The sequence below is a fragment of the Variovorax sp. V35 genome (genome assembly GCF_041154465.1).
GTDB classification, from domain to species: Bacteria; Pseudomonadota; Gammaproteobacteria; order Burkholderiales; family Burkholderiaceae_C; genus Variovorax; species Variovorax boronicumulans.
Window position 1 is genome coordinate 6,117,703 of record NZ_AP028666.1, and the last position, 18,419, is coordinate 6,136,121.

An 18,419-nucleotide genomic window follows, 5' to 3' on the forward strand; every position below is an offset into this window, starting at 1 on the left:
AGATGCATCTACAGGGGCAACTTGCGTGCCGCTTTTCCGCCGCCGTGCCAACGCCGCGCCATCGGCGCTTCAAGTGATTGATTTGTATGGATATTTTTCTGAAAACCGCGCAGCACACCGACTTCCGAAACAGCCCGTAAGGAGGTCAATTCGCGATTCGTTACGTAACGATGTAACGCCTCGTACCCGGAACGCCGGGCGTGTCACGCGCACTTTCCACAGCCTTGGCGCCCACGCCGCGCCACCCGCTTTTTCTCTTCTCTTCTTCTCTCTTCTATATATGTTCAATCCCTCCCAGGAAGACGTGCGCCGCTTCTTCTGCGACGTGTACGCCAAGCACCGGCAGGGCCTGCCGATGGAGCCGCTGGAGACCATCGCGGCCGGCTGGATCGACGAGCACCCCGAGTACCACGAGGACCTGCTCGACGCCGACGCGGCGGTGGCGCGGGTCTACGACGGATCGAACGGCCGCGAGAACCCGTTCCTGCATCTGTCGATGCACCTGTCGATCAGCGAGCAGTGCTCCATCGACCAGCCGCGCGGCATCCGCCAGGCCGTCGAGCTGCTGGCCGCGCGCCGCGGCTCGCTGCTGCATGCGCACCACGAGGCGATGGATTGCCTGGGCCAGATGATGTGGGAGAGCCAGCGCGCGGGGCGTCCCCCAGATGGCGATGGCTACGTAGCGTGCGTGCAGCGCCGGGCAACCAAGGACTGAGCGATCAGCCGGCGGCGCGCGGCGTTCCCTTTCGCGCCGGCAACGCCCCCTGCGCCTTCGCCGCTTCGCGCAGCAGCCCCGCCATCGCGGCGCGCAGCGGCGACGGCTCGGCCTCGCTGCGCTGCAGGAGGCCGACCGGCTCCTCGGTGCCGGTGGTGTCGATCGGCAGCCGCACCAGGCGGCCATCGGCCAGCTCGCTGCGCGCGGCACCCAGCGGCGTGATCCACACCGCGTCCGACACCGCCACCAGTGCGCGCGCCACCGCCACGTCCAGCGTCTGCAGGGCATTGCGCGGCAGCGCCAGGCCGCGCGCCGACAGGAAGCTCTCGGTGTTGTGGCGCGGGATCGTGCCCTCGCCGTACACGACCAGCGGATAGTCGAGCACCGCCTGCACCGGCGCCGGCTTGAGCGCGAGCGGGTGGCCGGCGCGCACGGCGAACACCAGCGGCTCGGTGTGCAGCAGCTCGAAGCTCAGGCCGCCCATGAGGCGCGGGTCGCTCATGCGGCCCACCACGAGGTCGAGCTCGCCGGCGCGCAGCTCGTCGAGCAGCACCGCGTTGGCCGCGCTCTTCACCAATATCTGCACCGCCGGCCAGCCCTCGCGCAGCCGCGCCAGCGCCACCGGCAGCAGCGCGGGCGCCACGCTGGGCAAGGCGCCGATGCGCAGGCGCTCGACGCGCCCGCCCGCCGTCGGCGCCACGGCCTGGGCGCTGGCGTCCATCGCTTCGAGCACGCGCAAGGCATGGGCCAGCAGCTGTTCGCCAGCCGGCGTGAGGCCCTGCACGCCGCGGCGACCGGCCTGGCTGCGTTCCACCAGGCGGGTGCCGACCACGGCCTCGAGCTCCGACAGCGTCTTGGACACCGCCGGCTGGCTCAGCGCCAGCCGCTCGGCCGCGCGCGCGAGGTGGCGCTCCTGCGCGACCGCGACGAAGGCGCGCAGGTGCCTCAACTGCACGTTGCGCACGAAATCCTGGCGAAGCTCGGCGGGAGACTTTTTCAATGCCTTCTGGTTATTGAAACTGAAACAATCTTCAATTTACATCATTGATTGCGACTTCTACAGTGCGGGCTTCGGATTCGTCCCACGACAGGAGACAACGTACATGACCAAGACCAGCGGCGTTCAGCCCACCCTCACCCCGCGCGACTGGGACGCCCATCCCAGCTACATCTACCCCGGCTACAAGTCGACCGGCAAGCGCGGCCCGCAGAAGCCGCTCATTCCGCTGAAGGCCTCGCTCGGCGAGCTGCAGCAGCCGGTGTACGGCCACGACAGCATCGGCGAGTTCGACCACGACCTCACGCGCAACGCGCGCGTCAACGGCGAGCCGCTGGGCGAACGCATGATCCTCACGGGCCAGGTGCTCGACGAGCGCCGCCGCCCGGTGGCCAACACGCTGGTCGAGCTGTGGCAGGCCAACGCCTCGGGCCGCTACGTGCACAAGGTCGACCAGCACGACGCCCCGCTGGACCCCAACTTCCTGGGCGCGGGCCGCTGCCTGACCGACAGCGAAGGCCGCTACCGCTTCCTCACCATCAAGCCCGGCGCCTACCCCTGGGGCAACCACCCGAACGCCTGGCGCCCGCAGCACATCCACCTGTCGCTGTTCGGCCAGAGCTTCGCCAGCCGCCTCGTGACGCAGATGTACTTCCCCGGCGACCCGCTGCTGCAGTACGACCCGATGGTCACCGGCACGCCCGAGCGCTACCGCAACCGCCTCATTGCCGACTTCAGCCTCGACATCACCGAGGAAGGCTATGCCCTGGGCTACCAGTTCGACATGGTGCTGCGCGGCGCCGATGAAACGCCGTTCGAGAACCGCTGAAAGGAATTCCCCATGCCATTGATGACCGCACAGGAAGCCGACTTCGGCCAGACGCCCTCGCAGACCGTGGGCCCCTACTTCGCCTACGGCCTCACCGCCACGCAGTACGGCTACAACTTCAACCAGCCCTTCGACGCCGTGCTGGCGCTGGACACCGCCAGCGGCCAGCGCATCCGCCTCGAAGGCCGCGTGATCGACGGCGACGGCAACCCGATCAACGACGCGCTGGTCGAGATCAGCCAGCCCGACGGCGAAGGCCGCTACCCGCAGACGCCCGACGAGGCGCGCGCCCTGGGCTTTCGCGCCTTCGGCCGTGTCGGCACGGGCACCGACGCGCAGAACCGCTTCGTGTTCCACACCGTCAAGCCCGGCGCCGAAACGCCCGGCGAAGCCCCGCACATCAACGTGATCGTGCTCATGCGCGGCCTGCTGCTGCATGCCTTCACGCGCGTGTACTTCAGCGACGAGGCCGAGGCCAACGCGAAGGACGCCGTGCTGCAGAGCGTGCCGGCCGATCGCCGCCACACGCTGATCGCCGAGCGCGTGGAGCAAGGCGGCGCGGTGACGTACCGCTTCGACATCCGCATGCAGGGCGCGGACGAGACGGCCTTCTTCGACGTCTGACCCCCGGGAAAATCCGGACGAAAAAAAGCCCGCTGATGCGGGCTTTTTCTTTGGGGCAGCGGGTCGATGCCCGTCTGTCTGGCTTACTGAGGCGCGTGATGCAGGCGCGATTCAGGCACGACCTTCAGTTCGCCGGGCAGCGTGCTGATGTAGGTGGCCAGCGTCTTCAGCTCGGCGTTGGTGAACTTCTTGGGTTCGACCTGCGCGGCCATCACAGCGTTCGAACGGCCCAGGTGGGGGTTGTTCTTCACACGGTACGACTTCAGCGCCACGAACAGGTAGTCGGCGTGCTGGCCGGCCAGCTTGGGCACGGTGCCGTCGTTCGGCGTGTTGAAGTTGGCGCCGTGGCACTTGGTGCAGCTGTTGTCCTTGTCGCGCGCGATGAGCGCCTGGACGTTCTCGGACGCGGCCTTGGCCGGTGTGGCCGCAGGCGCGTCGCCTTCCTTCACGCCCAGCTGGCTGTAGTAGGCCGAGAGATCGGCGATGTCCTGTTCGGTGAGGCTGTCGGCGATGGCACGCATCGTCGGGTGCTTGCGGTCACCGCCCTTGTATGCGGTGAGCGCGGCCGAGATGTAGGTGGCGCTCTGGCCCGCGATCATCGGGACCTTGTGGATCTCGGGGAAGCTCGCCTGGTAGCCGATGATGCCGTGGCAACCCACGCACATCTGGACCTTCTTGGCTCCGTCCTGGGCCTTGCCAGTGACTTGTTGGGCTTGGGCCGAGACCGTCACGCAAGCGACAGCAAGGGCAAACATCGTGGTCAACAACTTGTTCATTTTGCGCGCACAATCTCGTGGAGATACAGTTTTTCGAATCAACATTCGATTATATGCAAGGGTCCCACGGGAACCTCGCGCGGGCTGCACAAGAGACTGCGCAATGCAGATCGAGTGTGTTCTTTTCTCCACCCTGCCTCCGCTCCACTCATGAAATTCAAGGGCTCAGACAACTACGTCGCCACTCAGGACCTGATGCTGGCGGTCAATGCGGCCATCACACTCCAGCGCCCCCTGCTCGTCAAGGGCGAGCCCGGCACCGGCAAGACCATGCTGGCCGAGGAAGTGGCGCAAGCGCTCGACATGCCGCTGCTGCAGTGGCATATCAAGTCGACCACCAAGGCGCAACAGGGCCTGTATGAATACGACGCCGTGAGCCGCCTGCGCGACTCGCAGCTGGCCGACGTGGACGGCGGCCAGCGTGTGAAGGACATCCAGAACTACATCATCAAGGGCGTGCTGTGGCAGGCCTTCACGGCCGACAAGCCGGTCGCGCTGCTGATCGACGAGATCGACAAGGCCGACATCGAATTCCCGAACGACCTGCTGCGCGAAATCGACCGCATGGAGTTCTACTGCTACGAGACGCGCGAACTCATCCGCGCCAAGCACCGTCCGCTGGTGTTCATCACCTCGAACAACGAGAAGGAACTGCCCGACGCCTTCCTGCGCCGCTGCTTCTTCCACTACATCAAGTTCCCCGATGCCGAGACGATGAAGCACATCGTCGCCGTGCACTTCCCGGGCCTGAAGCAGGAGCTGCTCACGTCTGCGATGAAGACCTTCTACGACGTGCGCAACCTGCCCGGCCTGAAGAAGAAGCCCTCGACCTCCGAGCTGCTCGACTGGCTCAAGCTGCTGGTGGCCGAAGACATTCCGCTCGAAGCCCTGCAGAGCAAGGACGACAAGGTCGCCGTGCCGCCGCTGGTGGGCGCGCTGCTCAAGAACGAGCAGGACGTGACCCTGTTCGAGAAGCTCGTCTTCATGCAACGCAACAACCGCTAGGCCATGAGCCGGCAACCGCATTCCACCAAACAGCTGATGAAGCTGGGCATCGCCCAGGCGGTGCTGTTCGTGGTGGGCGCGCTGATCGGGCGCGGGATCGGGCTCTTGCTCGGGCTCGACGCCTTCGGCACCGACAGCAAGTACGGCACGCGCGAGATCGTCGGCATTGCGCTGATCGGCCTGGGCGGCGGCGCCGGTGCGCAGGCCGCGCGCGCGTGGTACGTGCACAAGTACGGCGACCCGCGCGGCTGAGCCCCAGATCCATCGAGACCCGCACGGAGACACGGAGAGTTTGCACATGGCGTTCGTCGAACCCGTCACGCTGAAGGCCCGCGGCCTCGCGCTGGTGCCGCTGGCACTCACCCACGAAGACGGCCTGCGCGCTGCGGCCGCCGATGGCGAGCTGTGGAAGCTGCGCGTCACCTCCGTGCCCGAGCCGCAGGACACGCGCGCCTACATCGAGACCGCCCTCAAGACGGCCGACCGCTTCGCCTTCGCCGTCACCGACGAAGCCACCGGCACCGTGCTGGGCAGCACGAGCTTTCACGACATCCTGCCGGGCGTGAAGCGCGTCGAGATCGGCTACACCTGGTACGCCGAGCGCTGCCAGCGCACCCACGTCAACACCACCTGCAAGCTCCTGATGCTCACGCACGCGTTCGACACGCTGGGCTGCAACGTGGTGGGCTGGCGCACCGACAACTTCAACTTCGCCTCGCAGCGCGCCATCGAGCGCCTGGGTGCGAAGAAAGACGGCGTGATCCGCGGCCACGTGATGCGCCGCGACGGCACCATCCGCGACACCGTCATGTACAGCCTGCGCGCGGGCGAATGGCCCGAGGTGAAGGCCCAGCTGCAGTACCTGCTCGACAAGCCGCGCGACTGACGACGACACACAAGGAGCGCTCCATGCTCATCGACTTCTTCTACACCCTGCGTTCGGCCAAGCTGCCGGTGTCGGTCAAGGAATACCTCACGCTGCTCGAGGCGCTCAAGTCCGACGTGGTGGGCCCGAACTCCGACGGCGCCTACGGCATCGACGACTTCTACTACCTCTCGCGCACCGCGCTCGTGAAGGACGAGAAGCACTACGACAAGTTCGACCGCGCCTTCGCCGCCTACTTCAAGGGCGTGGAGATGCTCACCGACTTCACGAAGGAAGTGCCGCTCGACTGGCTCAAGAAGACGCTGGAGCGCGAGTTCACGGCCGAAGAAAAAGCCAAGATCGAGAAGATGGGCTGGGACGAGCTCATGGAAACGCTCAAGAAGCGCTTCGAAGAGCAGAAGGAACGCCACGAAGGCGGCAGCAAGTGGATCGGCACCGGCGGCACTTCGCCCTTCGGCAACGGCGGCTACAACCCGCAGGGCATCCGCATCGGCGGCGCCGGCAAGAACCGCAGCGCCGTGAAGGTGTGGGACCAGCGCGCCTACAAGGACTACGACGACACGCAGGAACTGGGCACGCGCAACATCAAGGTCGCGCTGCGCCGGCTGCGCAAGTTCGCGCGCGAAGGCCACGAGGAAGAGCTCGACCTGGACAACACCATCCACTCGACCGCCGCCAACGCCGGCTACCTCGACATCAAGATGCGGCCCGAGCGCCACAACAACGTCAAGGTGCTGCTCCTGATGGACGTGGGCGGCACGATGGACGAGCACATCCAGCGCGTCGAAGAGCTGTTCTCGGCCGTGAAGACCGAGTTCAAGCACCTGGAGTTCTACTACTTCCACAACTGCGTCTACGACTTCATGTGGAAGAACAACAAGCGCCGCTTCTCCGAGAAGTTCGCGACCTGGGACATCCTGCGCAAGTACAACAAGGACTACAAGCTGATCTTCGTGGGCGACGCCACGATGAGTCCTTACGAAATCTTGCAACCTGGCGGCAGCGTCGAATACAACAACGAAGAGGCCGGCGCCGAGTGGATCCAGCGCCTCACGCACACCTTCCCCAAGTTCGCCTGGATCAACCCCGAGCCCCAGGGCGTGTGGCAGTACCGCCAGAGCATCGCGGTGATGCAGCAGCTCATGTCCAACCGCATGTACCCGCTCACGCTGCGCGGCCTCGAAGAGGCGATGCGCATGCTGTCCAAGTAACCCGCGGCCCCGCACAAGTGGGGGGCAGCCGCCACACGGGTGCTGTCAGAATGCCCCCATGGTCAGGGTGGCATCCGTTCTTTCGCCGGCGTTGTGGCCGGCTTTGCTTTTTTCCGGCGTCCTGCTTTTGCAAGGCTGCAGCCTGCTGCCTAAAAAAGAGGCGGCGGACACGGGTGCGTCCACCGTCGGCGTGGTGCGCAGTGCCGACGCCGACAGCCACGGCGACAGCGCCAAGGACGACGACAAGGCCAAGGCCGACGGCCGGCGCAACGCCTTCACCGTCGACGTGCGCGGCCCCGAGACCGAGCGCGACTACCTGGCGCGCCACCTCGAAATCCAGCGCTACCGCGAGCTCGACGACCTGGGCGTGACCGAGGTCTCGCGCCTCATGGTCGCGGCCGAGGCCAATGCGCGCGAGCTGCTGGGCACGCTGGGCTACTTCACGCCCACGCTCACGCTCGAACTCAACGAAACGCCCGACAGCACCGAGGCCCCGCGCGAGGTCGTCATCACCGTGGCACCCGGCGAGCGAACGAAAGTGTCGACCGTGCAGATCCGCTACGCCGGCCAGATCGCCAACGACCCCACCGCCGAAGCGCAGCGCGACGCCATCCGCACCGGCTGGGCGCTGCGCGCCGGCGAGCCCTTCACGCAAGGCGCGTGGGACGACGCCAAGACCACCGCGCTGCGCAGCCTCACGGCCAAGCGCTTTCCCACCGGCAGCGTGGAAATCAGCCGCGCCGAGATCGACGCCGACCGCCACGAGGCCCGGCTCGGCGTGACCTACCAGTCGGGCCCGGCCTACAAGTTCGGCCCGCTGGTGCTGCGCGGCGTGGAGCGCTACGACGCCGACGCCGCGCGCCGCATCGCGCGCCTGCCCACCGGCACCGACTACGACCAGCAGAAGCTGCTCGACGCCCAGCAGCGCCTGGCCAGCAGCGGCTACTACGACTCCGTGTTCCTCACGCTCGACACCGACAGCAACACACCGCTGGCCGCGCCCGTGATCGCGCAGCTGCGCGAGGCGCCGCTGCAGAAGGTCGTGATGGGCGTGGGCTTCACCACCGACAACGGCCCGCGCCTGTCGATCGACCACACCCACAACCGCATGCCGCTGCTCGGCTGGCGCGCGGTGTCGCGGCTCTCTCTCGACAACGACATCCAGTCGCTGGGCACCGAGTGGAACGCCGTGCCCGACGACCGGGGCTGGCGCTGGTTCGCCGGCGGCGAACTCAAGAGCGAACAGTCGGGCAGCTACGTGGTCGACAGCGGCCGACTGCGCGGCGGGCGCAACAAGTCGAGCGACCACATCGATCGCAGCTACTTCCTGCAGTACGACTACGCCCACAACCGCGGCACCGACGCGCCGCCCTCGGCCTCGGCCGTCACCGCCAACTGGGGCTGGACTGGGCGCTACTTCGACGACAACTCGGCGCCCTCGCGCGGCTACGGCCTGGCGCTCGAAATGGCCGCGGGCTACACGCTCACCGGCCAGCAGGTGCCCTTCACCCGCACCTACGCGCGCTTTCTCGGCGTGCTGCCGCTGGGCGCGGCCGAGGACAGGAACGCCCGCGCGCGCCGCAGCCGGCTGCAGATGCGCCTGGAGGCCGGCGCCGTCGCCGCCAAGGACAGCGCGCAGATCCCGTCCACGCTGATGTTCCTCACCGGTGGCGACACCACCGTGCGCGGCTACAGCTACAAGCAGATCGGCACCGTGCGCGCCGATGGCAAGACCGTGTCGGGCCGCTACCTCGGCGTGGCCAGCCTCGAGTGGCAGCGCCCCTTCGTCTACAAGGACAAGCTCACCGAATGGGAGAGCGTGGTGTTCGTGGATGCCGGCGCCGTGGCCGACAAGCCCGGCGAGCTCAAGCCCAAGGTGGGCGTGGGCGTCGGCGCGCGCTGGCGCAGCCCCGTCGGCCCGGTGCAGGCCGACCTGGCCTACGGCGTCGACTCGAAGAAATTCCGCCTGCACTTCCGTCTCGGCTTCACCTTCTGACCCGCTTCATGCCGTCCACGCCCACCACAGCCACGCCCCGTCCCCGCTCGCGCACCCGCCGCGTGCTGCGCGCGCTGGGCTGGACGCTGGTGGGCCTGCTGCTCGTCGTGCTGCTGCTCGCCGCAGGCACCTGGTGGTGGCTCGGCTCGAACACATCACTGGCCTTCGCGCTCGCGCAGGCCGCGCAGCGCCTGCCCGCGGGCCAGACGCTCGAAAGCCGCGACGTGACCGGCTCGCTGCGCACCGGCGGGCGCATCGGCTGGCTCAAGTGGCAAAGCGAGAGCCTCGCGGTCGAGGTGAACGACGCCACGCTCGGCTGGCAGCTTGCCCCGCTGTTCCAGCGCAAGGTGCAGCTCGGCGAGATCCACGCGGCGAGCCTGTCGATCGAACGCCGCGGCCCGCACAGCGACACGCCGACCGAGCCGCTCACGCAGGTCGCGCTGCCCGTCGAGGTGGCCGAGGTGCCCTTCCGCATCGACGAGGTGCGCTGGGCCGGACCGCCCGCGCTGGAAGCCAAAGGCCTCGCGGGCCGCTACAGCTACCTGGCCGCGCAGCACGCGCTGGACATCGAAGGCGTCGACATCGCCGACGGTCACTACAGCGCCCGCGTGCGGCTGCAGGGCCCGGCGCCGATAGCGCTCGACGCGACGCTCGACGGCCGCGTGAAGGCCCCGCTCGCCGAAGACCGCCACATCGAGGTGCAGGCCAAGGCTTCCGTGAAAGGCACGCTGGCCGGCCCCGAGGCGCGCCTGCAGGTCGCCGCCGACCTGCAGCCCACCGAGCCCGACGCCGAAGCGCCCATGGCCGCCCAGCTGCGCGCGCAGATCGCGCCCTGGTTGCCGCAGCCCGTGGTCGACGCCAAGGCCGACCTGCGCAACGTCGATGCCGCCAGCCTCTGGCCCGGCGCGCCCCGGACCCGGCTCACCGGCACCGTCGAACTCGCGCCCGACGCCGCCACCGGCCCCGCCGCTTGGAAGGCCTCAGCCGACATCCGCAACGCCGTCGCCGGCCCGTGGGACGAACAGAAGCTGCCGGTCGAGCAGGTCCAGGCCCAGGTCGGCTTCGACGGCACGACCTGGACCGTGCCCGAAGCCACCGTGCGCGCGGGCGGCGGCCGCATCGACGCCGAAGGCAGCTGGAGCCCCGCGCCCTCGCCCTGGCAGGTGCGCGCCACCGTGCGCGGCGTGCGGCCCGGCGCGCTGTACAGCGAGCTGTCGGGCGCGCCCGTCGGCGGACAGATCAGCGCGCGGCAGGCCGAAGATTCCGACACCCTCGTCTTCGACGTGGCCCTCCGCGCCGAAGGCAACGGCGGCGCCGGCAGCAAGGCGCTGCCCGGCTTCGGCCTGGACCGTGCACTGGCGCAGGGCCAGTGGAAGGACCAGGTGCTCGACCTGCGCACGCTGCGCGTCGAAGCGATGCGCGCCAGCATCGACGGCAAGCTGCAGGTGCGCGTGGCCGACCAGGCCGCCAGCGGCAAGCTCGCCCTCTCGCTGCCGGGCGGCAGCGCGCAACTCGACGGGCGCATCGCGCCCACCACCGGCGGCGGCGACCTCCAGGCACGCATCGACGACGCCGAAGCGATGCAGCGCTGGGTGCAAGGCCTGCCGGGCCTGTCAGCCGTGTTCGCGAACGCCAGCGCCAAGGGCAGCGCCCGGCTCGACGCCAGCTGGCAAGGCGGCTGGCAGACCGTGCAGCGCCGCATCGAGAACCCCGGCGCTCCAGCCGCGCGCGGCAACGCCGAGCCCAGCCTCAAGGCCGCGCTCGCCGTGCCGCGCCTCGACCTGACCCTGCCCGCGGCCCAGCCCGGCGGCACGGCCACCAGCGTGCAACTGCGCGCGCTGCAGGCCGACCTCGCCGGCAGCATTGCCCAGGCCACGCTGACGCTCAAGGGTGAAGCCACCACCGGCACGCAGAAGCTGGCACTCGACACCCGCGCCAGCGGCGGCCTCGCCAGCGCCAACCAGTGGCGCGCCACCCTCGCCAGCCTGCGACTTCAAGCGCAGGACACCGCCACCGCGCGCCCCGGCCAAGGGCCCTGGGTGCTCGAACTGGGCCGCGAAGTCACGGCCACCGTGCGCGCCGCCGACAACCGCCTCGACGTCGAAGCCTCCGCCGCCGACGCCACCCTGCGCGGCCCGCTGCCCGGCACCGTGCGCATCGACTGGCAGCCGCTGCGCTTCAACCAGAGCGGCGCCGCGCCCAACCGCGTGTTCCGCCTGCAGTCCAAGGGCCAGATGCAGGGCCTGCCGATGGCCTGGGCCGGCGCGTTCGGCGCCAACGCCACGCTGAGCGAACTCGGCATCAGCGGCGACCTGCTGTTCAACGGCGACTGGGACATCGACGCCGGCGACACCCTGCGCGCCAAGGCCCGCCTTGCGCGCCAGAGCGGCGACATCCGCGTGCAGGCCGGCGAGGCCGCGCTCGTCACCCGCATCACCAGCACCGGGACCGGCACCGCGAGCGAACGCACCATGAGCTCGGCCAGCGGCAAGAACGAGGTCAACGGCATCGACGTCACCGCCACCCCGGCCGGCCTGCGCCGCGCCGAACTGCAGCTCGACGCGCAAGGCGACGCCGTGCGCGCCACCCTGGCCTGGGACAGCGAACGCGCCGGCCGCCTCGACGCCGAACTCGGCACCCGCATGCAGCAGCGCAGCGGCGGCTGGCAATGGGCCCCCGACGCGCCCCTGAACGGCACGCTGCGCGCCGCGCTGCCCAACCTGGGCGTGTGGTCCATGCTCGCGCCGCCCGGCTGGCGCATCGCCGGCACGCTCGACGCCAACGCCACCCTCTCGGGCAGCCGCACCGCGCCGCGCTGGAACGGCACGCTCGGCGCCGACCAGCTCGCGCTGCGCGCCCCGGTCGAAGGCCTCGACCTGCGCGACGGCCGCCTGCGCGCCTCGCTCACCGGCGACCGCCTGGAGATCACCGAGTTCACGCTCAAGGGCGGCGCCGGCAGCAACGCGCGCATCGGCGGCCAGAGCGGCAACCGCAGCACCGCCGCCAGCGAAGCGCGCACCGACGGCGGCTCGCTCACCGCGCGCGGCGACCTCAGCTGGGGCAGCAACAACAGCACGACCAGCACCGGCATCCGCATGGCCCTGCAGGCCGAGCTGCGCGCCCTGCGCGTGCTGGTGCGCACCGACCGCCAGGTGTCGCTGTCGGGCAACCTGCAGGCGCGGCTGGACGACGGCCAGTTCAACGTGCGCGGCAAGCTCAAGACCGACCGCGCCGTCATCATCCTGCCCGACGAGACCGCGCCCAGCCTAGGCAGCGACGTCGTCGTGCGCTCGGCCGCCAAGGACAAGGCCGCCGCCGAGGCCGCGCAGCGCGAGTCCGCCAAGGCCGACGCCCAGGCGGCCAAGGCCGCCAAGCCCCAGACCGCCAAGCCGCCCGACATCGTCGTCACCTTCGACCTCGGCGACGACTTCGCCGTGCAGGGCCGCGGCATCACCACCCGGCTCGAGGGCGAACTCGAAATCCGCAGCACCCGCCTGGACGCCCCGCCGCGCATCACCGGCGAGGTGAAGACCGTCAAGGGCCAGTACCGCGCCTACGGCCAGCAGCTCGACGTCGAGACCGGCATCGCGCGCTTCAACGGCCCCTTCGACAACCCCGCGCTCGACATCCTGGCCATCCGCCCGAACATCGCGCAGCGCGCCGGCGTGCAGATCACCGGCTCCGCGCAGTCGCCGCGCGTGAAGCTCTATGCGGAGCCCGCGCTGTCCGACGCCGAAACGCTGTCGTGGGTCATCCTGGGCCGCGCCTCGGCCACCAGCGGCGGCGAGTCGGCCCTCTTGCAGCAGGCCGCCCTGTCGCTGCTCGGCAAGATCGGCGGCACCACCACCGGCGGCAGCCTGGCCAGCCGCTTCGGCCTGGACGAACTCGGCTTCAAGGGCCCCGGCAACGGCGGCGACCTGCGCGAGTCGGCCGTGACGCTGGGCAAGCGGTTGTCCAAAGATTTCTACATCACCTACGAACGCAGCCTGGGCGGCACCTTCGGCACCCTCTTCATCTTCTACGACCTGACCAAGCGCCTCACGCTGCGGGGCCAGGCGGGGCAGACGAGCGGGGTGGACCTGATCTACACGGTGAAGTACGACTGAGGGCCGGGACGCCTCAAGCTGGTAAAGTGCGGGCCGCGCCGTAGCAGCAGCGGCGGCGCACACCGTCTTCGTAGTTCAATGGATAGAACGGGGTCCTCCTAAGACTCAGATACAGGTTCGATTCCTGTCGAAGGCACCAGCAAGCCGTTACTCTTCAACCGCTCTCAGGCGGAGCACCACGGCCAGAGCCACACCATCGGTTCACGAGCACATGCGCGGATCAGGCAGTTCATGCCACCCGGTGAGGCACCGGGGGCAACTGCATCACGCAACCACCGGACGAGATCCCTCTGGCCTGACGCCCATCTCGCCGCACTCACGTGTACGGATCAGGCGCCAGGGGACGTTGCCGCCCTTCCGTCAAGTCGGCGACAGAGGAAGCTGGACCGTGACAATCGCCCGGGGACGGGTGTCCAAATTCACGACCGAGCCGACAGATGACAGGACGCCTGTCTTCTGATTGATGCTGTAAGCCGAAATGGAGTCGTCGTTCCAGTTCGCCGTCACAAGGAACCTACCCGATGCGTTGAAGGCAATGTCCAGCGGCGCATTGTCCGTTGCCAGTGGTGCATCCGGGAGCGGGGAGAGTACGCCCGAGCCTGGTGCGACGGCATAGCCCGAGAGAGTGCGCCCCAACCCGTCCGGGATGTAGGCGAACTTGCCAGCAGGATGCACTCGCACCCGGCTCGACGTACCGTTCGGAGTCAAGGGCGCCCCGATCTGCGCAAGATCTCCGGTGGCTGAGTCGATGGCGAAAGTCGTGACCTTGGTGCCCGTGACGTACATCGTCTCCCCCGCAGCGTCGAGAGTGACGAACGTTGGCGAAGAACCTGCAGGGACAGACGTCGCCCCGGCAGCGAGCACAGCGCCAGAGCCCTGATCGATCGCATACTTAGTGATCGTGTTGTCGATCTGGCTCGCGATATAGACGAACTTGCCACCAGGATGAACAGTGACTCCTACGGGGCTGGTCACCGTAGAAAACGGCGAGCCGGCAATTGCCGTCAGCGCGCCAGAGCCTTGATCAACGGCGAAAACCGAGACGGTGTTGTCCAATGCGTTGGCTGCGTAGACAACGTTGCCGGCCGGATCCACAGCGATCGATTGCGGATAGCGGCCTGTGGGCAAGTCGGTACCTACCTGCGCCAGCGCACCAGTCGTCTGGTTGATCGCATAGATAGAGATGGTGCCGTCTCCCGTGTTCGCCACGTAGAGGAATCTCTTGCTCGGGTGCACCGCGATTGAAAATGGCGAGGCCCCTGCCGCCACGGTCCCGACAGACGAGAGCGCACCGGTCGACACGTCGATCTTGTAGATGCCGATGTTGTCGCTGAAGGACTGCGCCACATAGGCAAATTCGGGCGCGCCCGCGCAGGACACCCGCACCGAAGTGACGTTGGCGGAAACGTTGGAGCCTGTGCCATTCGAGACCCTGCAGTTCTGTCCCGAAGGCTGTGCGCCCACCGTCACGGAATAGCTGCTGCCGCCGGCGATGGCCGTCGCGAAAGTGAAAGCGCCATTGCTGCCGACGGACAGTGCATCGCCGTCTGAATTGAGCAGCGTGAGGGACGCGCCTGACTCAAGTCCGGTCACCGTACCTCCCACCGTGTATGTAGCGCCCGGTGGCGGCAGTGGGAATACACCACCACCGCCCCCCCCTCCTCCGCCACCCCCGCAGGAAACCAGCCCCAAGAGAACGACCAAAGGCGCGGCGACCCGGCTCCAAAATCTAGACAGTCTCATGGCATCAATTCAATTGAAATATTTGGTCACCGCATCTTATCGGCAGCACCCATCGATCTATAAAAAAGAAAAAACGGCATCAATGAAATTGATATTTTTGTTTTCAATGCAGGCCCATTGAGCCACCCCGGCCTTCCAAACACGTTTGGCTATTGAAGACAGGGCGCAGTCGCACTTCGCTTGATCAGACGGCGCCGGCCAATGTGTACGCCCCGCCCCGCGCAGCGACGAGATTTCAATCGACGACCCGACGGCGCGATGGACTACTTTTGGATGCACCACGTAACGGCATGCTGTCCTTCGTAGCAAGAGACAAGCAACAGGGGGCAAGCGATGAACAAGACCGAGGCCTTGGCGGCCATGGTGGAAGTGGCACGGATCGGGCGAGGCATGACGCCCGCCGATGCACTCACGCAGCTGGGCGAGCTGATCGCGCAGGAGTCGCCGGACGATCCGGCGCATGACGTGAAGGTCGAGAAGCTGCTGCGCCTCGGTGCCTGCATCTGGTCGCTGCGGCGCGGGGTGTTCCTGCCCGAGCCGCCCGCGCGCAGCGACGAAGCGGAGGCTGCGCCGGTGCAGCGGCCCCGCGAGATCGCGCCCATCGGCACGGTGCCCGCGCGCGCATCGCACCCCGTCTCCCACCACCCGGTGATCCCGGCCCTGAGCACGTCGGTGCACTACGGGCTCGCGTCGGCCTTCACACCACCCGAAACTCCTCCACCACAAAGGCCGTGATCTCCGCCAGGAAGGTCTTGGCGTGCGCCATGGTGCGCTGGCCTTCGGGCGAGGCGAACGCGGCGTTCAGCGTGTCGGTGTTCTCGAACCACAGTTCCACGATGCCGTCGATCGGCAGCTCGGCGTAGCCGCAGGGCGTGCCCTTCTCGAACTCGCGCGCGACGACCACGTTCTGGCGGTAGCCGGCCACGCCGGGCATGCGGCGCACGTGGTCGGCGTGCACCTTCCATTCGCGGCGGAAGTCTTCTTCCGACTGCGCGACCGGACGGCGCAGGGTCGAGATGCGCTTGAGCATCGCCGGCCCCGCCGACGATGCAGGCGACGGCGGCGCGATGACCTCGATCTGCTCGACCGTCACGATGTGCAGCCCGCCCAGGAAGTGCTGCTCGTCGGCGCGGATCTGGGCCGCCAGCTCACCGGTGTTGAAGGCCGCATCGGCCTGCGTCGCCGCATCGAACTGCAGCTGCGAGAAACCATCGAAGTCCCACGGTCCGCGTGCGAAGTCGATGCCGCGCTGCAGCCGGTCGGTCACGCGGTTCTGGCGGTAGGCGCGCAGCGTGGGCAGCCGCGCGACGAGCGGGCCGTGGCGTTCGCGCCAGTGGCGGCTGAAGGCCTCGTCGGTCCAGCCGGGCTGCTTGCGGATCAGGCCCATGCGCAGGGTCGTCGTCGTGGGGTCGGTCATCGGTCGGTCTCCTTGTGGGGTTGCGCGTTCTGCGCTTCGGCGCGCGCACGGGCCAGGCCGGGCGCACGCTTGGCGAGCCACACGCCGTGGCGCACGGGCCAGCGCTGGTACTGCGGATCGGCGCCGAGCGCGGCGGCCGCGTGGTGCGGCCAGTAGGGGTCGAACAGGGCTTCGCGGCCGAGCGCGACGAGGTCGGCCTGCCCGGCGGCGAGCACGGCTTCGGCCTGTTGCGCATCGACGATCATCCCGACGGCCTGCGTGACCACGCCGGCCTCGCGCCGGATGCGTTCAGAGAACGGCACCTGGAAGCCCAGGCCGCGCGGCACGGGCAGCGCGCGCGTCTCTTCGGTGAGGCCGCCCGAGGAGCAGTCGATCACGTCGACGCCGCAGCGCTTCAGCTCGCGCGCGAGCACCACGGAGTCGTCGAGGTTCCAGCCGTCGAGCGTGCCGTCCACGGCCGAGAGGCGGCAGAACAGCGGCTTGCCGGCGGGCCATGCGGCGCGCACGCGCTGCGCGATTTCCAGCGCGAGCGACATGCGGTTCTCGCGGCTGCCGCCGAGCGCGTCGTCGCGGTGGTTGGCGTTGGGCGACAGGAAGCTCGCCACCAGGTAGCCGTGGCCGAAGTGCAGCTCGACCACGTCGAAGCCGGCCTGGTCGGCGCGCACGGTGGCATCGACAAAACGCTGCACGACCTCGGCCATGTCCTGCGCATCGAGCGCGCGCGGCGCCGACCAGCCGGGGCCGGCCGCGAGCGCGCTGGGGCCCAGGCGCTCCCAGGGTTCGTCGTCGGCCGCCATGCGCGCCGGGTCGATGGCCGCCCCGCCCTCCCACAGCGGCTCGCTGCCGGCCTTGCGGCCCGCGTGCGCCAGCTGCACGCCGATGGCGCTGCCTTGCGCGTGGACGAAATCGACCACGGCCTTCAGCGGCGCGATCTGGCTGTCGTTCCACAGGCCGAGGTCGGCGGTGCCGATGCGCCCGCGCGGATCGACGGCGGTGCTCTCGGTGAGGATCAGGCCCGCGCCGCCGAGCGCGAACTTGCCCAGGTGCACCAGGTGCCACGGCGTGGCATGGCCGCGCTCGGCGGCGTGCTGGCACATGGGCGAGATGACGATGCGGTTGGCCAGCGTGAGCTCGCGCAGCTGCACGGGCTGGAACAGCAGGGGAAGAGATGAATCAGGCATGTGAAGGAATCAAGGGGCCGGCGCAGCCACCGGCCGCGTGCCGAGCCAGGTGCCGGTCATCACCGCGGCAAAGCCGAACAGGTGCCACCACGTGAGCACTTCGCCCAGCAGCAGCGCCGCGAACAGCACGCCGAACACCGGCACCCAGTAGAGAAAGACGGCCGTGCGCGCCACGCCGATGACGGAGATCGCACGATTCCAGATGAGGTTGCCCGCGGCAGTGGCCGCGATGCCCGAGAACAGCACGAGCGCCCACGGCCACAGGCCGGGAAAGAGCTGCGCCGCCCCGAGCCGCGACGGCCCGAGCAGGGTGTGCGCCACGAGCATGAACGTGCCGATGAGATAGATGACCCAGCTGATCGACAGCGGATCGATCTGCCGCGCCAGCCGCTGCACGCCCACGCCGCCGACCGCGAAGCTCACCACCGACAGCGCGAGCATCAGGTCGCCGATGCCGGCGCTCGACAGCCCCGCACCCGGGTGGCTCAGCACCACCGCCGCCACGCCCGCGAAGCCCAGCGCCACGCCCACCATGCGGCGCGCCGTCAAGCGCTCGCCGAAGACCAGCGCGGCCATCAGCGCCGACACCAGCGGGCTCAGCGCCATGATGAGTGCGCCGTTGGTGGCGGTGGAGCGCAGCAGCCCCTGCGCGAACAGGATCTGGTTGCCATAGACCATGAGGAAGGCGCAGCCCGCCATCACCGCGAGCTGCCGCGCCGTGAGCTTGGGCACGCCGCCGCGCCGCCACAGCACGATGGCGCTGAGCGCGATGCACGCCACGCCCATGCGCAGCGCCGCCAGCGGCAGCGTCTCGAAGGAGGCGGTGAGCGCCTTCACGGCCGAGACGTTCACGCCCCACACCAGCATCGCGAGCAGCATCCAGCCCTGCACGGACGCGGGCGTGGCGCCGTGCGAGGGCGCGGGTTGGTTCAC

At 68.8% G+C, this 18,419-nt stretch carries 16 protein-coding genes and 1 tRNA gene; 11 read left to right on the top strand and 6 right to left on the bottom strand.

Features of this window, described 5'->3' with window-relative positions; all coding sequences use genetic code 11:
- Positions 1 to 280: 280 nt before the first annotated feature.
- On the top strand, positions 281 to 715 hold the full coding sequence (locus ACAM42_RS28175) for a DUF1841 family protein (protein WP_070062687.1): 435 nt from the start codon (positions 281 to 283) through the stop codon (positions 713 to 715).
- A gap of 4 nt (positions 716 to 719) precedes the next feature.
- Here the strand turns inward: ACAM42_RS28175 and ACAM42_RS28180 are convergent, their stop codons facing one another.
- Positions 720 to 1,715 carry a LysR substrate-binding domain-containing protein gene (locus ACAM42_RS28180; protein WP_369630126.1) on the bottom strand — a complete coding sequence of 332 codons (996 nt, stop codon included), beginning with the start codon at positions 1,713 to 1,715 and terminating at the stop codon, positions 720 to 722.
- Between the two features lie 103 nt (positions 1,716 to 1,818).
- Here ACAM42_RS28180 and pcaH point away from each other — a divergent pair, with 103 nt between their 5' ends.
- A complete protein-coding gene (pcaH, locus tag ACAM42_RS28185; RefSeq protein WP_062482599.1) occupies positions 1,819 to 2,541 on the top strand; it encodes a protocatechuate 3,4-dioxygenase subunit beta in 723 nt (240 codons plus the stop codon).
- Positions 2,542 to 2,553: 12 nt separating this feature from the next.
- Complete coding sequence (gene pcaG / locus ACAM42_RS28190) at positions 2,554 to 3,165, top strand: protocatechuate 3,4-dioxygenase subunit alpha (protein WP_159279303.1); 612 nt, start codon at positions 2,554 to 2,556, stop codon at positions 3,163 to 3,165.
- An 83-nt stretch (positions 3,166 to 3,248) separates the two neighbouring features.
- Here pcaG and ACAM42_RS28195 read toward each other — a convergent pair whose 3' ends face one another.
- Positions 3,249 to 3,941 (bottom strand): cytochrome c, encoded by a 693-nt coding sequence (locus ACAM42_RS28195; RefSeq protein ID WP_095746763.1) that lies wholly within the window; start codon positions 3,939 to 3,941, stop codon positions 3,249 to 3,251.
- Between the two features lie 150 nt (positions 3,942 to 4,091).
- On the opposite strand from ACAM42_RS28195, the gene ACAM42_RS28200 reads away from it, so the two are divergent.
- From ACAM42_RS28200 to ACAM42_RS28230, 7 genes are all read left to right on the top strand, one after another.
- The gene (locus tag ACAM42_RS28200; RefSeq protein ID WP_307696966.1) at positions 4,092 to 4,946 is read left to right on the top strand and encodes a MoxR family ATPase; all 855 of its coding nucleotides are present in this window, start codon (positions 4,092 to 4,094) and stop codon (positions 4,944 to 4,946) included.
- Between the two features lie 3 nt (positions 4,947 to 4,949).
- On the top strand, positions 4,950 to 5,198 hold the full coding sequence (locus ACAM42_RS28205) for a hypothetical protein (RefSeq protein WP_369630127.1): 249 nt from the start codon (positions 4,950 to 4,952) through the stop codon (positions 5,196 to 5,198).
- A gap of 46 nt (positions 5,199 to 5,244) precedes the next feature.
- A complete protein-coding gene (locus tag ACAM42_RS28210; RefSeq protein WP_369630128.1) occupies positions 5,245 to 5,832 on the top strand; it encodes a GNAT family N-acetyltransferase in 588 nt (195 codons plus the stop codon).
- A gap of 23 nt (positions 5,833 to 5,855) precedes the next feature.
- Complete coding sequence (locus tag ACAM42_RS28215; protein WP_062482585.1) at positions 5,856 to 7,043, top strand: VWA domain-containing protein; 1,188 nt, start codon at positions 5,856 to 5,858, stop codon at positions 7,041 to 7,043.
- A 58-nt stretch (positions 7,044 to 7,101) separates the two neighbouring features.
- Positions 7,102 to 9,039 carry an autotransporter assembly complex family protein gene (locus ACAM42_RS28220; protein WP_369630129.1) on the top strand — a complete coding sequence of 646 codons (1,938 nt, stop codon included), beginning with the start codon at positions 7,102 to 7,104 and terminating at the stop codon, positions 9,037 to 9,039.
- Between the two features lie 8 nt (positions 9,040 to 9,047).
- Positions 9,048 to 13,145: a translocation/assembly module TamB domain-containing protein gene (locus ACAM42_RS28225; RefSeq protein ID WP_369630130.1), complete on the top strand. Its 4,098-nt coding sequence runs from the start codon at positions 9,048 to 9,050 to the stop codon at positions 13,143 to 13,145.
- 64 nt (positions 13,146 to 13,209) lie between these two features.
- A tRNA-Arg gene (locus tag ACAM42_RS28230) sits at positions 13,210 to 13,284 on the top strand.
- 221 nt (positions 13,285 to 13,505) lie between these two features.
- Here ACAM42_RS28230 and ACAM42_RS28235 read toward each other — a convergent pair.
- Positions 13,506 to 14,738: a beta-propeller fold lactonase family protein gene (locus tag ACAM42_RS28235; RefSeq protein WP_172438309.1), complete on the bottom strand. Its 1,233-nt coding sequence runs from the start codon at positions 14,736 to 14,738 to the stop codon at positions 13,506 to 13,508.
- 483 nt (positions 14,739 to 15,221) lie between these two features.
- Between ACAM42_RS28235 and ACAM42_RS28240 the strand changes: the two genes are divergently transcribed.
- Positions 15,222 to 15,623 (top strand): hypothetical protein, encoded by a 402-nt coding sequence (locus ACAM42_RS28240; protein WP_369630131.1) that lies wholly within the window; start codon positions 15,222 to 15,224, stop codon positions 15,621 to 15,623.
- Here ACAM42_RS28240 and ACAM42_RS28245 read toward each other — a convergent pair.
- From ACAM42_RS28245 to ACAM42_RS28255, 3 genes are read right to left on the bottom strand one after another with little or no spacing between them, the layout of a single operon-like run.
- On the bottom strand, positions 15,586 to 16,305 hold the full coding sequence (locus ACAM42_RS28245) for an EthD domain-containing protein (RefSeq protein ID WP_369630132.1): 720 nt from the start codon (positions 16,303 to 16,305) through the stop codon (positions 15,586 to 15,588). The genes ACAM42_RS28240 and ACAM42_RS28245 overlap by 38 nt on opposite strands.
- Complete coding sequence (locus tag ACAM42_RS28250; protein WP_369630133.1) at positions 16,302 to 17,486, bottom strand: NADH:flavin oxidoreductase/NADH oxidase; 1,185 nt, start codon at positions 17,484 to 17,486, stop codon at positions 16,302 to 16,304. Before ACAM42_RS28250 ends, ACAM42_RS28245 begins: the two co-directional genes overlap by 4 nt.
- 9 nt (positions 17,487 to 17,495) lie before the next feature.
- The gene (locus ACAM42_RS28255; RefSeq protein WP_369630134.1) at positions 17,496 to 18,419 is read right to left on the bottom strand and encodes a DMT family transporter; all 924 of its coding nucleotides are present in this window, start codon (positions 18,417 to 18,419) and stop codon (positions 17,496 to 17,498) included.

Coding starts and splice junctions, on each gene's coding strand:
- ACAM42_RS28175 (WP_070062687.1), top strand. CDS start 281: ATGTTCAATCCCTCCCAGGAAGACGTGCGCCGCTTCTTCTGCGACGTG.
- pcaH (WP_062482599.1), top strand. CDS start 1,819: ATGACCAAGACCAGCGGCGTTCAGCCCACCCTCACCCCGCGCGACTGG.
- pcaG (WP_159279303.1), top strand. CDS start 2,554: ATGCCATTGATGACCGCACAGGAAGCCGACTTCGGCCAGACGCCCTCG.
- ACAM42_RS28195 (WP_095746763.1), bottom strand. CDS start 3,941: ATGAACAAGTTGTTGACCACGATGTTTGCCCTTGCTGTCGCTTGCGTG.
- ACAM42_RS28200 (WP_307696966.1), top strand. CDS start 4,092: ATGAAATTCAAGGGCTCAGACAACTACGTCGCCACTCAGGACCTGATG.
- ACAM42_RS28205 (WP_369630127.1), top strand. CDS start 4,950: ATGAGCCGGCAACCGCATTCCACCAAACAGCTGATGAAGCTGGGCATC.
- ACAM42_RS28210 (WP_369630128.1), top strand. CDS start 5,245: ATGGCGTTCGTCGAACCCGTCACGCTGAAGGCCCGCGGCCTCGCGCTG.
- ACAM42_RS28215 (WP_062482585.1), top strand. CDS start 5,856: ATGCTCATCGACTTCTTCTACACCCTGCGTTCGGCCAAGCTGCCGGTG.
- ACAM42_RS28220 (WP_369630129.1), top strand. CDS start 7,102: ATGGTCAGGGTGGCATCCGTTCTTTCGCCGGCGTTGTGGCCGGCTTTG.
- ACAM42_RS28225 (WP_369630130.1), top strand. CDS start 9,048: ATGCCGTCCACGCCCACCACAGCCACGCCCCGTCCCCGCTCGCGCACC.
- ACAM42_RS28240 (WP_369630131.1), top strand. CDS start 15,222: ATGAACAAGACCGAGGCCTTGGCGGCCATGGTGGAAGTGGCACGGATC.
- ACAM42_RS28245 (WP_369630132.1), bottom strand. CDS start 16,305: ATGACCGACCCCACGACGACGACCCTGCGCATGGGCCTGATCCGCAAG.
- ACAM42_RS28250 (WP_369630133.1), bottom strand. CDS start 17,486: ATGCCTGATTCATCTCTTCCCCTGCTGTTCCAGCCCGTGCAGCTGCGC.